The sequence below is a fragment of the Micromonospora sp. M71_S20 genome (assembly GCF_003664255.1).
GTDB lineage: Bacteria > Actinomycetota > Actinomycetes > Mycobacteriales > Micromonosporaceae > Micromonospora.
This window is the reverse complement of sequence record NZ_RCCV01000001.1, coordinates 94412-108616: the sequence shown is the minus strand read 5'-3', so window position 1 is coordinate 108616 and position 14205 is coordinate 94412. Positions and strand designations below refer to the sequence as shown.

Annotated in this window: 11 protein-coding genes; 9 read left to right on the top strand and 2 right to left on the bottom strand. The window is 76.0% G+C overall.

The features are described from left to right. Nucleotides 1-107: 107 nt before the first annotated feature. Both DER29_RS00510 and DER29_RS00505 read left to right on the top strand, forming a co-directional pair. Complete coding sequence (locus tag DER29_RS00510) at nt 108-1157, top strand: S1 family peptidase (RefSeq protein WP_121395308.1); 1050 nt, start codon at nt 108-110, stop codon at nt 1155-1157. A 103-nt stretch (nt 1158-1260) separates the two neighbouring features. Further along, nucleotides 1261-2868: an MFS transporter gene (locus DER29_RS00505; RefSeq protein WP_233599596.1), complete on the top strand. Its 1608-nt coding sequence runs from the start codon at nt 1261-1263 to the stop codon at nt 2866-2868. 84 nt (nt 2869-2952) lie between these two features. On the opposite strand, the gene DER29_RS00500 is transcribed toward DER29_RS00505, so the two are convergent. Next, the gene (locus tag DER29_RS00500; RefSeq protein WP_121395303.1) at nt 2953-3624 is read right to left on the bottom strand and encodes a hypothetical protein; all 672 of its coding nucleotides are present in this window, start codon (nt 3622-3624) and stop codon (nt 2953-2955) included. Nucleotides 3625-3818: 194 nt separating this feature from the next. Here DER29_RS00500 and DER29_RS00495 point away from each other — a divergent pair, with 194 nt between their 5' ends. The 5 genes from DER29_RS00495 (at nt 3819) to DER29_RS00475 (ending at nt 9544) form a co-directional block, all read left to right on the top strand. Beyond that, nucleotides 3819-4589, top strand: a complete 771-nt coding sequence (locus tag DER29_RS00495; RefSeq protein ID WP_121395301.1) for a hypothetical protein — start codon at nt 3819-3821, stop codon at nt 4587-4589. Between the two features lie 122 nt (nt 4590-4711). Next, the gene (gene aspS / locus DER29_RS00490) at nt 4712-6517 is read left to right on the top strand and encodes an aspartate--tRNA ligase (RefSeq protein ID WP_121395299.1); all 1806 of its coding nucleotides are present in this window, start codon (nt 4712-4714) and stop codon (nt 6515-6517) included. 154 nt (nt 6518-6671) lie between these two features. Beyond that, entirely contained in the window at nt 6672-7487 is an 816-nt protein-coding gene (locus tag DER29_RS00485; RefSeq protein ID WP_121395298.1) for a sugar nucleotide-binding protein, read from the top strand. An 84-nt stretch (nt 7488-7571) separates the two neighbouring features. Then, nucleotides 7572-8162 (top strand): helix-turn-helix domain-containing protein, encoded by a 591-nt coding sequence (locus tag DER29_RS00480; protein WP_121395296.1) that lies wholly within the window; start codon nt 7572-7574, stop codon nt 8160-8162. After that, nucleotides 8159-9544 (top strand): MFS transporter, encoded by a 1386-nt coding sequence (locus tag DER29_RS00475; RefSeq protein WP_121395294.1) that lies wholly within the window; start codon nt 8159-8161, stop codon nt 9542-9544. The genes DER29_RS00480 and DER29_RS00475 overlap by 4 nt, the downstream gene beginning before the upstream one ends. Nucleotides 9545-9557: 13 nt before the next feature. Here DER29_RS00475 and DER29_RS00470 read toward each other — a convergent pair whose 3' ends face one another. Continuing rightward, complete coding sequence (locus tag DER29_RS00470; RefSeq protein ID WP_121395292.1) at nt 9558-10298, bottom strand: GNAT family N-acetyltransferase; 741 nt, start codon at nt 10296-10298, stop codon at nt 9558-9560. A 164-nt stretch (nt 10299-10462) separates the two neighbouring features. On the opposite strand from DER29_RS00470, the gene DER29_RS00465 reads away from it, so the two are divergent. Then, nucleotides 10463-10684, top strand: coding sequence for a hypothetical protein (locus DER29_RS00465; RefSeq protein ID WP_089000992.1), 222 nt, complete (start codon nt 10463-10465; stop codon nt 10682-10684). Nucleotides 10685-10760: 76 nt separating this feature from the next. After that, the gene (locus tag DER29_RS00460) at nt 10761-12266 is read left to right on the top strand and encodes a replication-associated recombination protein A (protein WP_121395290.1); all 1506 of its coding nucleotides are present in this window, start codon (nt 10761-10763) and stop codon (nt 12264-12266) included. The last annotated feature ends 1939 nt before the right edge of the window (nt 12267-14205 follow it).

Here is a 14205-nt window from a genome sequence, read left to right as displayed (position 1 = left end):
TATGTGAATACTTCAGTGAGCTCGGCCGGTACCCCCAGATCGGCAGGGCTGCTCCCGGCTCGTGTCGCCCCGGCGCGGGTCAGTCACCCCCTTCTGGAGGTTGTTGCATGCGACCCACGAGGTCCTCGCTCCGTCGTGCCGCCGTCGTCGCCGCGGCCGGCGCCATGGTCGCCGGCTCGCTGATCGGCGCGCCCGCCCAGGCCGCACCCTCGTTCGCTTCGCCCGACGCCGCCGCCGGCCTGGCCGAGCGCCTCGGCGACCGGTCCGCCGGCGCGTACGCCGACGTCAACGGCAAGATGGTCGTCACCGTGACCGACGCGCTCGCCGCCCGGCAGGTCAGCGCCGCCGGCGCCACCCCGAAGATCGTCAAGCGCGGCGCCAGCGAGCTGGCCCGGGCCACCTCGGAGCTGGACCGCTCCGCCAAGATCCCCGGCACCGCGTGGTGGACCGACCCGGCCACCAACCAGGTCGTCGTCTCCGTCGACAGCACCGTCACCGGCGCCAAGCTGGAGCGCGTCAAGGCCGCCGCCGAGCGGATGAACGGCGCGATCCGGATCGAGGCCGAGGCCGGCGTGCTCGGCACCCGCATCTCCGGCGGCCAGGCCATCTACGCCGGTGGCGGCGGTCGCTGCTCGCTCGGCTTCAACGTCCGCAGCGGCAGCACCTACTACTTCCTGACCGCCGGGCACTGCACCAACATCTCGGCCAGCTGGTACAGCAACTCCGCCCAGACCAACCTGCTGGGCAGCCGCACCGGCACCAGCTTCCCGGGCAACGACTACGGCATCGTGCGGCACAACAACTCCGCCAACGCCGCCGGCAACGTCTCCCTCTACAACGGCAGCTTCCGGGACATCACCGCCGCCGGCAACGCCTACGTCGGCCAGTCGGTGCAGCGCTCCGGCAGCACCACCGGCCTGCGCAGCGGCTCGGTGACCGCCCTCAACGCCACGGTGAACTACGCCGAGGGCTCGGTCTCCGGCCTGATCCGCACCAACGTCTGCGCCGAGCCGGGCGACAGCGGCGGCTCGCTGTTCAGCGGCACCATCGCCCTGGGCCTGACCTCCGGTGGCAGCGGCAACTGCCGCACCGGTGGCACGACCTACTTCCAGCCGGTCGGTGAGGCGCTGAGCCGCTACGGCGTCAGCATCTTCTGATCGATCGCACCGCAACGGGCCGCCGGGTGATCCCGGCGGCCCGTCCGCGTGCCCGGAGCGGTTCGCCGGACTGGAGCGGGCAGGACGGGGTACGTTCCCGTCGGTGAGCGCCCCCGTGAACCCGCCCGCGGACGCCACCGCGTCCGCCTGGGCCCCGCTGCGACTCGCCGCGTTCCGCAGCCTCTGGCTGGCGGTGCTGGCCAGCAACGTGGGCACCTGGATGCAGACCGTCGGCGCCCAGTGGCTGCTCGTCGACGAGGCCAACGCCTCGACCCTGGTGTCGCTGGTGCAGACCGCCAGCATGCTGCCCGTGCTGCTGCTCGCCCTGCCCGCCGGCGCGCTGGCGGACACCCTCGACCGCCGCCGGCTGCTGATCGGCGTGCAGTGCTTCCTGGCCGCCGTCGGCGTACTGCTGACGGGCCTCACCGCCGCCGGCCGGATGCCGCCGGCGCTGCTGCTCACCCTCACCTTCGCGCTCGGCGTCGGTCAGGCGCTGACCCTGCCGGCCTGGCAGGCGGTCATCCCCGAGTTGGTGCCCCGCTCCCAGCTCGTCTCGGCCTCGGCGCTCGGGTCGATCAGTGTGAACCTGGCCCGCGCGGTCGGACCGGCGGTGGCCGGCGTGCTGGTCGCCCGGGCCGGCGTCGCCACCGTATTCGCCGTCAACGCCGTGTCGTTCGCCGTCTTCGCGCTGGCCCTGCTGCGCTGGCGGCCCGAACGGACCGGCGGCGACGACCTGCCCGAGCGGTTCACGGCCGCGCTGCGCGCCGGCGGCCGGTACGTGCGGCACTCCCCGGTGGTCCGCCGGATCCTGCTGCGCGCGGCGCTGTTCGTGGTGCCGGGCAGCGCACTGTGGGCGCTGCTGCCCCTGGTCGCGAGCCGCCGCCTGCACCTGGGCGCGGGCGGGTACGGCGTGCTGCTCGCCGCGCTCGGCGTCGGCGCGGTGGCCGGCGCCCTCGTGCTGCCCCGGATCCGGCTGGCGCTCAGCACCAACCGGCTCCTGCTGCTGGCCGGCCTGGTCTACGCCGCCGTCCTGGTGGTGCTCGCCCTGGCGCCGGGCCCGGTGCCGGTCGCCTTGGCCCTGGTGCCCGCCGGCATGGCCTGGATGACCGTGCTGTCGAGCGTCAACGCCGCCATGCAGCTCTTCCTGCCCGGCTGGGTACGCGCCCGCGGCCTCTCGGTCTACCAGATGGTCTTCGCCGGCGGGCAGGCGCTCGGCGCGGTCGCCTGGGGTGCGCTCGGCGAGCTGACCAGCCTCGTGGTGGCGCTCGCCGTGGCGGCCGGGACGATGTCCGTCGGCGCGGTGACCGTGCTGCTCTGGCCGCTGCGCGAGACCCGGGGCCTCGACCGGGACCCGGCGGTCTGGTGGCCCGAGCCGCACCTGACGCTGCCCGCCGACCCGCGCAGCGGGCCGGTGCTGGTGACCGTCTCCTACACGGTGCCGCCGGAGCGGCAGGCGGAGTTCGTCGCGGCGATGCGCCTGGTGGGGCGGTCCCGACGGCGTACGGGGGCCATGCGCTGGGGCCTGTTCCGCACGGGCGAACGGGCGGACGGCTTCGTCGAGGTCTACCAGGTGCCCTCCTGGGAGGAGCACCTGCGCCAGCACGGCGGCCGGCTCACCGGCGCCGACCGTGGGGTCGAGGAGCGGGCCCGGGCGCTGACCGTCGGGGAGATCGTGGTGAACCACCTCCTGCCGGCCGACCCACGCGACTGACCGCGCTGTGCCCCGCCCGGTTCCCGGCGGGGGCTGTCCGGCTTCGTCGGGAGCCGCCCGCCGGCGGCGACGCGCCGCCGCCGGTCAGCGGGTCAGCCCGGCGTCGCCGAGCACGGCGAGGCCCTCGCCGAGGTCGCACTCCACGGTCAGGGTCAGTAGGTCGGCCCCTTCCACGGAGAAGGAGAGCGTCTCCGCCGGGCGGGACATGGTGGTCGTCCGGCCCGGCCTGGGCTGCCGGGTCAGGGTGTCGTCGGGCTGCCGGACGGTCACCACGGCGCTGATCCGCACGGCCGACTCCGGGTCCTGCCCCGGCGGGTACCAGGCCCGGAACGTGGCCGAGAATTCGAGGTAGCGCCGCTTCAGCGGGTAGCTGACCGAGCGGCTGCGGTCCTCGCCGTCGTTGGTCGGGCAGGAGAGCGCGACCGGGTGCGGCAGGTCGGTCCGGCCGGCGAGCGTGCGCGGCAGCGGGCGCAGGTAGCCGGCGCCGGTCTCGGGCGTCAGCGCGTCGAGGTACGTCCGGCCCGGCTCGACGCTGCCGGTGGTGGCCGGGGTGGTGGCTGGCGCGGTGGCGCTCGTGGACACCCGGGACGGACTCGGCGTCGGGGTGGGCCGCGCGTCCTGGCCCTGCCGGGGCCACTGCCAGGCGAGCACGGCGACGAGCAGGCTGGCCAGACCGATCGCCGCACCGGTCTTCTCGCCGGGCGTCAGACCGCGCCGGCGGCGGGAGGAGTCCGTGCCGGTCGACGGCTCGGTCATGGGGAATTCACCTGCACAAGATCGAGGGGCGGTTTATTATCCCGACTCGGCGGTGACGAGGTGTTCGCGAACGGTGACGGGTTGCCGACAGCGATCTTGCCGGCTTTCTGGGATAAATGCGCCCCGTGCCCCGCCGCCACCCGTCGCATGACGCCGGACGGCGGCCGGACGGCCACCGACGTGAGGAGCACGAGATGAGCTCGGACCAGCAGGGCGCTGCGCTGCCGTCGCCTCCCGGACCGGGCGGCCCACCGCCGCCGAAGCCGCGTGGCGGCAGCCGGTGGCCCCTGGTGGCGGTCGGCGCCGCCGCGCTGGCCGTCGTCCTCGGCCTGCTCGCCACGGTGCTGTCGCTGCGGGCGCTCGACCAGGCCAACGACGCCCGGGACATCGCCCAGGCGGCGGGCGCGGCCAGAGCCAACGAGCGGCCGGCGGGATCCGGCGAGTCGTCGGAGACGCCGACCGCGCCGGCGCCGGGGACGACCGGGGCGGAGCCGCCGCCGGAGCCGAGCCTCAGCGGGAGCGCCGAGCCGTCGCTCGACCCGCAGACGCCGTACAAGGAGAAGTACGTCGACGAGCGCCTCACCCTGCGGGCCAATTGCGGCAGCGACCTGGACATCGACCTGGACAAGCCCGAGGTGCGGGTCACCGCCGGCGAGGAGCTCCGGTTCACCGCCCGCTGTGGCGGCAACTCGTCCTACTTCAACCTGGACGCCAAGGCGCGGGGCAGCCAGGTCGACGCCGCGTCGCTCAGCCCAGCCGACTGCAACGAACGGATCGATAAGGGCTCGATCGGCCCGGACATCAACGTGCCCGCCCGCAAGGGCGTGGTGATCTGCGTCAAGACCTCCCTCAGCGACGCGCGGGAGCGCGGCGACACCTGGAAGATGGCCCGGGTGCACGTCACGGACGTCAACGACGACGGCACGGTGGTGCTGACCGTCAGCGCCTGGGACATCCCGCTGTAGAGGCGGGAACGGATCCGCGTCGCTGGCCGGACCCCACCTCCCCTCACCCCGCAACGGGGTGCGGGGCAGGGCTGACAGAATGCCAGGGGTAACGGTGTACCGCAGATGAGGAGACGCTAGTCGTGATCCGTACCCATGACGCCGGCAGCCTGCGCGCGACGGACGCCGGCACCACGGTGACGCTCGCCGGGTGGGTGGCCCGCCGGCGCGACCACGGCGGCGTGATCTTCGTCGACCTGCGCGACGGGTCCGGCGTGGTCCAGGTGGTGTTCCGCGAGGAGGACGCGCACGCGCTGCGCAACGAGTTCTGCGTCCGGGTGACCGGCGAGGTGACCCGCCGCCCCGAGGGCAACGAGAACCCGGAGCTGCCGACCGGCGAGATCGAGGTGACCGCCGCCGAGCTGGAGGTGCTCTCCGAGGCGGCGCCGCTGCCCCTGCCGGTCGACGACCAGGTCGAGGCCGGCGACGACATCCGGCTGCGCTACCGCTACCTCGACCTGCGCCGCAGCGGCCCGGCGAAGGCGATGCGGCTGCGCTCGCGGGCCAACCAGCTCGCCCGCACGGTGCTGCACGAGCGGGACTTCCTTGAGATCGAGACCCCGACGCTGACCCGCTCCACGCCGGAGGGCGCGCGCGACTTCCTGGTGCCGGTGCGCCTCCAGCCCGGCAGCTGGTACGCGCTGCCGCAGTCGCCGCAGCTGTTCAAGCAGCTGCTGATGGTCGGCGGCATGGAGCGGTACTACCAGATCGCCCGCTGCTACCGCGACGAGGACTTCCGCGCCGACCGGCAGCCGGAGTTCACCCAGCTCGACATCGAGATGTCCTTCGTCACCGAGGACGACGTCATCGACCTCGGCGAGGCGATCGTGTCGGCGCTCTGGAAGGACCTGGCCGGCCACGAGATCTCCCGGCCGATCCCGCGCATTACCTGGCACGACGCGATGGCCCGCTACGGCTCCGACAAGCCCGACCTGCGCTACGGCGTCGAGCTGACCGAGCTGACCGCCTACCTGCGCGGCACCGAGTTCCGGGTCTTCGCCGGCGCGATCGACGCGGGCGGCTACGTCGGCGCGGTCGTCATGCCCGGCGGCGCGTCGCAGAGCCGCAAGGAACTCGACGGCTGGCAGGACTGGGCCAAGGCGCGCGGCGCGCGCGGCCTGGCGTACGTGGTGCTCGACGCGGAGACCGGCGAGGCGCGCGGGCCGGTGGCGAAGAACCTCTCCGCCGAGCACCTGGGCGGGCTCGCCGACGCGGTCGGCGCCAAGCCGGGCGACGCGGTCTTCTTCGCCGCCAGCACGAATACCCGCGAGGCGCAGGAGCTGTTGGGCGCGGCCCGCATCGAGATCGCCAAGCGGGCCGGGCTGGTCGACGAGAGCGCCTGGGCGTTCTGCTGGGTGGTCGACGCGCCCATGTTCGAGCGTACGGACGAGGGCGGCTGGACGGCCGTGCACCACCCGTTCACCTCGCCGAACGCCGAGTGGGTCGACCGGTTCGAGGAGGCGCCGGACCGGGCGCTGGCGTACGCGTACGACATCGTCTGCAACGGCAACGAGATCGGCGGCGGCTCCATCCGTATCCACCGGGGCGACGTGCAGAAGCGGGTCTTCGACCTGCTCGGCATCACCCCCGAGGAGGCGCAGGACAAGTTCGGCTTCCTGCTGGAGGCGTTCAAGTACGGCGCCCCGCCGCACGGCGGCATCGCGTTCGGCTGGGACCGGGTCTGCATGCTGCTCGCCGGCGCGGACTCGATCCGCGAGGTCATCGCCTTCCCGAAGACCCGGGGCGGCTTCGACCCGCTGACCGGCGCGCCGACGCCGATCACCGGCCAGCAGCGCGCCGAGGCCGGCATCGACGCCAAGCCGAAGGCCGCGGCGGCGCCGCACACCGGCACGGCCGGCCCGGCCGCCCCGGTCGCCGACCCCACCTGACCGACGCCCTCCCGTCCCGGGCCCGGACCCCCGGCTCGCGCCCGCCCCGGCTCGCGCCCGTGTGTCGATCAAGAGGTTTGCGTCATGATCTGCGCGACGACATGACGCAAACCTCTTGATCGTCCGTGGGAGTGCAGAGCGGAGGGGGAGGGACATGACGCTGCTCGTGGTGGGAGCCAGCGGGTACCTCGGCGGCGAGGTCTGCCGGCGGGCGGTCGCGGCGGGGGAGCGGGTGGTGGGGACCTACCACTCGGGCCGGGTCGAGGTGCCGGGGGTCGAGACGCGCCGGCTCGACGTGACGGACCTGGCCGCCGTGCGCGCGCTGGTCGCCCGGGTCCGCCCCGAAGCCGTGGTCGGCACCCCCTACCGGTACGGCGACTGGGCGGTGACCGCCGACGGGGCCGCCCACGTGGCGTACGCCGCCGCCGAGGCGGGAGCCCGGCTGGTGCACGTCTCCAGCGACGCGGTGCACGCCGGACGCCCGGAGCCCTACGGCGACGACGAGCCACCCAGCCCGGTGTTCCCGTACGGGGCGGCCAAGGCGGCGGCCGAGACGGCGGTGCGCGTCCTCGACCCGGGCGCGGCGCTGGTGCGTACCTCCCTGATCGTCGGGGAGGGGAGCAAGCAGATCCAGCTCTGCCGCGACGCGCTCGCCGGCCGGGCGAGCCTGTTCACCGACGAACTGCGCTGTCCGATCGACGTCACCGACCTGGCCGCCGCCGTGCTGGAACTGCTCGGCACCGACTACGCCGGCCCGCTCAACGTGGCCGGTCCGGACGCGGTCAGCCGCGCGGAACTGGGCCTGCTGGTCGCCGCGCACACCGGCCTCGACCCGGCTGCCGGCATGAAGACCATCACCGGCGCCGCTGCCGGCGTGCTCCGTCCGGCCGAGGTGCGCCTCGACTCCACCCGTGCCGCCGGACTGCTCCGCACCCGCCTGCGCGGGGTGCGCGAACTACTGACCCCCTGACCCGCCCGGGCCCCGTGGCGACGACGCACAGTTTCTATGCACAACTATTGTGCACAGAGTCTGTGCATAGCTATTGTGCATCCCATGGAGAACGAGCGACCCGCCGCCCCGCGTACCGTCCGCCTGGACGCCCGGCAGGTGCGCATCCTCGCCCATCCGCTGCGGATGCGGCTGCTCGGCACGCTGCGCGTGGACGGTCCCGCGACCGCGACCACGCTGGCCGGCATGCTGGACACCAACACCGGGGCGACCAGCTACCACCTGCGCCAGCTCGCCGAGGTGGGGCTGGTGACGGAGGACCTCGACCGGGGCACCGGCCGGCAGCGGTGGTGGCGGGCGGCGCACGACATCAGCGACTTCGAGCCGACCGACTTCGACGACGACCCGGACGCCCGGGCGGCGGTGCAGTGGATCCAGGCCGACCAGGTGCGGCTGCTGGCCGAGCAGGCCGAGCGCTGGATGGCCGTCGAGCACGGCTACTCCCGGCAGTGGCGCGACGCGGCCGGGATGAGCGACGTGCTGCTCAGGCTCGGCCCGGCGCGCCTGCGGGCCCTCAACGACGAGGTGTGGCAGCTGCTCCAGCGCTACCGCGACGAACCGGTGGCCGACGAGCCGGAAGCGGAGTCGGTGCTCGTCTTCCTGGCCGCGTTCCCCCGGGTGGAGGAGGGGCGGTGAGCGCCCTGTCCGTACGCCAGGTCCGGCGCCGCTTCCTGGTGCTGCACGGGCTGCGCTGGCTGCCCACCGGCCTGATGGTCCCGGTGATGATCCTGCTGATGCAGGAGCGCGGCCTGACACTGTCGCAGATCGGCCTGGTGACGGTCGCCCAGGGCCTCGTCGTGCTGGCCCTGGAGCTGCCCACCGGCGGCCTCGCCGACGCCCTCGGGCGCCGCCCGGTGCTGGTCGTGGCCTGGCTGGTCAACCTCGGCTCGCTCGCGCTCTTCGCCGTGGCCGACTCGTTCGCGCTGTTCTTCCTGGTCTGGGCGTTGCAGGGCGTCTTCCGCGCGCTCGACAGCGGCCCGATGGAGTCCTGGTACGTCGACGCCACGCTCGCCGCCGACCCGGACGCCGAGTACGAACCGGGCCTCGGCCACGCCGGCACCGTCGTCGGCGTCGCCATGGCCGCGGGCGCCCTGCTCGGCGGCGGCCTGGTCGCGCTGGGGCCGATCGGGCCCATCAGCGCGCTGACCGTGCCGGTGCTGGTCGCTATCGCGCTCCAGGCGGCGGCCCTGGTCGCCCTGCTGGTGCTGCTGGTCGAGGTCCGCCCGGCGAAGGGTGCCGGCGCGCTCTGGGCGTCGGTCGCCGAGGCGCCCCGGATGGTCGGGCAGGCGTTCGGGCTGCTGCGCCGGTCCCGGGTGCTGCTGGCCCTGGTCTGCGTGGAGTTGTTCTGGGGCTTCGGGATGGTCACCTTCGAGTCGCTCCTGCCGGTCCGGCTGGCCGAGGTGGTCGGCGATCCGGACCGGGCGGCGGCGCTGCTGGGGCCCGCCAGTTCGGCGGCCTGGCTCGCCGGCGCGGCCGGCGCGGCGCTCACCCCGCTGCTGCTGCGGTGGCTGGGTGCGGCGCCGAGCGCCGCCCTGCTGCGGATCGTGCAGGGCGCGACCATCGTCGGGATGGGCCTGCTGGCCGGGCCGGTCGGGGTGCTGGTCGCCTACCTCGCCTGCTACACCGTGCACGGGGCGTCCAACCCCCTGCACATGGGGCTCCTGCACCGGCAGGTCGACGGCCCGTACCGGACCAGCGTGATCTCGCTGAACTCGATGATGGGCCAACCCGGGTTCGCGGTCGGCGCCATCGTGCTGACCGCGCTCGCCGACACCGTCAGCGTCAGCGCCGCGATGCTGGTCGGCGCCGTGGTGCTGGCCCTCGCCGCGCCGCTCTACCTGCCGGCCTGGCGGGCCCGCCACCGCGCCCCGGCCACCGATGCGGTCCCGGGTGCTGGTCCGGTCCCGGATGTTGGTCCGGTCCCGGCCACCGATGCGGTCCCGGGCGCCCGTACCGGGTCGGGTCCGGTCCCCGACGCGGTGGCGGCGCCCGCCTCCGCCCCGACGCGCGGCGCCTGACAGCGCCGGGCGCTCAGGCCAGGTGCACCGAGCTGCGGGCCAGGGCGCCGGTGAAGCCGAGCCGCCGGTAGAGCCGGATCGCCCCGACGTTGACGCTGTAGACGCCGAGCGCCACGGTGTCGTGGCGGGCGAGCAGGGCCCGGGTCATCGCGGCGGTCAGCGCCGCGCCCAGTCCTCGCCCCCGCAGGTCGGGGGCGACGGTCAGGCCGGCGAGGAAGCCGATGTCGCCCCGGCTGCGGTCGGCGCCGCAGGCGACGAGCCGGTCGCCGTCGCGGATGCCGTACCAGTCGACGATCCGCGGGTCGCCCGGCCGGGAGGTGGTGGTCGGGAACGCCTCGTCGATGAGGGAGGTCAGCGCCGGGTGGTCGGCTGCGGTGAGCCGGACCACCCGCTCCTCGTCGGGCTGGCGCGGCGGCGCGACGGTGGTCCAGAGGAAGTCCCACTCGTCGTGCCGGGCCACGGCCAGCCGGCCGGGCAGCGCCGCCGGGTCGAGCCGCGGCAGGTGCAGCCACTGGCCGGGCCGCAGCGCGCCCCGCGCGACCAGGTCGGCGAAGAGCTCGACCGCCGGCCCGGGGGCGCCGACCGCGCCGCCGCGCGGGCCGTGCTCCGCCGGCAGCAGCCAGCCCACCGCCTCGCCGCGCCGCCAGCCGCGCGGCACCTCGCCGCGGGTGAGCGCGTGCCGGGCGTACGGGTGGTGGCCGGCGGCCGTCAGGATGGCGTCCCGCCCCTCCAGGGCCTGGTCGGCGATGATCATGTCAGCAAGCCTAGGACGCGCTCCGGTCTCCTGCCGGGGGACCCGGCGTCCGGCCGCCGGCGGAACCTGCCCGGAGACCGTGCCGATCCAGGTGGAGATTGACGAGCGGACCGATTGGGTACATCCCGCGCCGACCCACTGGGAACCCCCACCGGAGGAACGCCATGCTCGCCATTCTCGCGGCGGTCGTTTTCGGCTTCGCCCTGCTCATCGACCTGCTGGACACCAACTTCGGTGCTCCCGACCTGTTCAACTGGAACACCCTCGTGCTCATCGGCCTGCTGCTGCTCTCCCTCTACCTGGCCGGCGTCGGCCGTGGCCCGCGCGGCGGTGGCGGCGGCGGTGGCGGCCGGTGGTACCGGGGCCGGCGCCCCGGCCGCGGCTGACCGCGATCGATCATCGCGGGCCCGGCCCCACGGCGCGCTTCCGGCGCCGTGGGCCGGGCCCGGTACTGTTCCCGTGATGGAGTCCGACGCCCTCTTCTCCCTCGGTGAACCCGCCGGAGCGCCCCCCACGCCCGCGGGTTCCGTCGGTGTGGACGGGTTCACGGCGGTGGGGGAGGACTCGCCGCTGCCCGTCCGGATGCGCCCGCGCAGCATCGACGAGCTGGTCGGGCAGGACCACCTGCTCGCGCCGGGAGCCCCGCTGCGCCAGCTCGTCTCGGCCACGGCGCCGATGTCGGTCATCCTCTGGGGCCCGCCCGGCAGCGGCAAGACGACCATCGCGCACCTGGTGGCGCGGGCCACGGACCGCCGGTTCGTCGCCATGTCGGCCCTCACCGCCGGGGTCAAGGACGTGCGTGCGGTGATCGAGACCGCCCGCCGCCAGCGTCGTTCCGGCGGCCCGCAGACGGTGCTCTTCATCGACGAGGTGCACCGGTTCAGCAAGACCCAGCAGGATTCGCTGCTCGCCGCCGTCGAGGACCGCACGGTCACGCTGCTCGCGGCGACCACCGAGAACCCGTACTTCTCGGTCATCTCGCCCCTGCTGTCGCGGTGCGTGCTGCTCACCCTCCAGCCGCTGGACGACGCGGCGGTGCGCGACCTGCTGCGCCGCGCGGTCGCCGACGAGCGCGGCCTCGGCGGCGCGCTCACCCTCGAGACCGAGGCCGAGGACCATCTCGTACGCCTCGCGGCCGGCGACGTACGCAAGGCGTTGACGGCGCTGGAGGCGGCGGCGGCCTCCGCCACGGCCCTCGGCGCCGGGCGGATCGACCTCGCCACCGCCGAGCAGGCGGTCGACGTGGCGGCCGTGCGCTACGACCGGGCCGGCGACGCCCACTACGACGTGACCAGCGCCTTCATCAAGAGCATGCGCGGCTCCGACGTGGACGCCGCGCTGCACTGGCTGGCCCGGATGCTGGTCGCCGGCGAGGACGCCCGCTTCATCGCCCGTCGCCTGGTCATCTTCGCCAGCGAGGACGTCGGCATGGCCGACCCGACCGCGCTGGGCGTGGCCACCGCCGCCGCCCACGCCGTGGAGTACGTCGGGCTGCCCGAGGCGCAGCTCAACCTCGCCCAGGCGGTGATCCACCTGGCCACCGCGCCGAAGTCCAACTCGGCGACCACCGCGATCGGCGCGGCCATCGCCGACGTGCGGGCCGGCCGGGGCGGGCCGGTGCCGCGCGGGCTGCGCGACGCGCACTACTCGGGCGCGAAGGGGCTGGGGCACGGGACCGGTTACCGCTATCCCCACGACGACCAGCGCGGCGTGGTCACCCAGCAGTACGCCCCCGACGATCTCGCCGGCACCGACTACTACCGGCCCAGCCAGCACGGCGCCGAACGCTCGGTCGCCACCCGGCTGCCGTTGCTGCGCCGTATCGTCCGGGGGCTGCCCGCTCCGGCCGCGCCCTCGGCGGCGGCGGCCGGGAGCGGTTCGGCGGACAACGGCCGCCGACAGACGGACACGGGCGGCGCCGACGCGGCGCGAGAGGGCGGCAGTGACACCGCCGGGGAGGGTCAGTAGTGAAATCGCGTGGTTCGGAGCGACCGGAGGACGGCCCCGAAGAGCGGCGCGACTCCCGCGCCAAGGGTCGCCGCTGGGGGCGGGGCAAGGCCGAGGCCGAGCCCGAGGAGCCCATCAGCGGCGAGGAGTTCGGCTGGATCGACGACCTGCGCTCGGCCAAGCAGCAGCGCACCGAGCTGGGGCCGGACGGGCTGGATCCCGCCTCGCCTCCCGGCCCGCGTTCGGGTGACCCGACGGCTCCCGGCCCTGCCGGGCCGCCGCCCCACCGCGGCCCCGGTCCGGCCGCCGCGCCCCCGGTACGCCGCGGCGAGGCCGAGCCTCCGCGCTCGCGCCCGGTGGACGGACCCTGGCCCGGTGCGCCGGAACCACCCCGGCCGGCCGGACCCGCCGCCCCCGGGGCCGTCCCCCCGCACCAGCCCGTCCGTCGACCCCCGGCGGCCGGTCGTCCGCAACCCGGCCCGGACGGCCCGGACCGACGGCCGCGCCCCGTTCCGGGCGCATCGACGGGTCCGCAGGCCGGTCCGTCGGCGGGTCCGCCCGCCGGCACCGCGACGGGCCCGCAGGCGACTCCTCCGGCCGGCGCGCCGACCGGCCCGCAGCCGGTTCCCGCGCCGCATCCGCAGGCCGGCTTCCCAGCGCATCCCCAGGCCGGCTTCCCGGCGGCTCCGCAGGCCGACCCGCGGACCGGGCCGCAGCCCGGTCCGGCGGCCGGCCCCACCGTCGGGCCGCCTCCCGGCACGCCCCCGCGCACCCACGCCGGCGCGCCGACCGGACCGCGTCCGGGTGCGCCGGTGCCCCCGCACGCCGGCGCGCCGAACGCGCCGCACCCGGCCGGGGCGGTGCCCGGGCACCGCCCCGACGGACGGGCGGCGGTGCCGGGCGGTACGCCGCCACCGGGTGCCGCCGGGCGGCCCGGCGGTGCCGTGGGCGCCGCCCGGGTCGGTGTCCCGGACCCCGGTGCCCCCCAGCCGCCAGCCGGTCCGCCGACCGGTGAGCTGCGCGGGGCCCCGGCCGACGCACGTGACCCCCGGTCCGGCCGGATGCGGCGGGGCCCCGTCGGTGCCGGCGTGGCCGTCCCGACGGACGGCACCGGACCCGTGCCGACGGCAGCCCCGCCGGTGCCGGACGGCGACGGGGCCGACCGGGGTCGACGCCCCGGTGGGCCGACCGGCCGACGCCGCGCCGCCGAGGAAGACGTGCCGCCGGTACCCCGCTCGGGCAACGCTCCGCCGGTGCCCGGCTCGGGCAACGCTCCGCCGGTGCCCGGCTCCGGCAACGCTCCGCCGGTACCGCGCTCCGGAAACGCCCCACCCGTGCCCGGCGCGCCTGCCGCGCCTCCCGGCGTCGGGGTGCAGCCGCCCCACGATCCCGCCCCCCGCGGCCGACGCGCCGCACCCGACGACGTCGAGGTCACGGGTCGGGGTCGGCGTGCGGCCGGCGACGACGAGACCTCCGGCCGGGCCGGACGCGCCACGGTCGGCGGTCAGCCCTCCGCGCGCCGTGGGGACGACGGGGTGGTCCCGACCCCGGGCCGTCCCGCCGTCCCGGACGAGGCGGAGAACCCGCCGCACGCGCCGCTCCCGGCCGACGGGGAAGCGGGGCGGCGACGCCAGCCCGGTGACTCCCGGGCCGGCCGACCGGAGCGCCCGGCCGACTGGCTGCGGCAGGCCGGCCGTGCCCACCACACCGATCCCGCCCTGCCGACGGTCAAGCGGTCGGCGCCGCCAGCTCCGGGCGGTCCGTCGCCGGTGCCGCCCGGGCCGGGGCAGGACGGCGCCGGGACCGGCGACATCCCCGTGGGCCGGGCGCGGCCCGGCGCGCAGCCGCCGCGACCCACCGACGCCACCGAACCCGGGCGGCCGGCAGGCCGGGCCCGACCCGTCGCCGAGCCGCCCCGGCCCGCCGACACCCCTCATCCCGGGCCGCCGGCCCGGGGCGC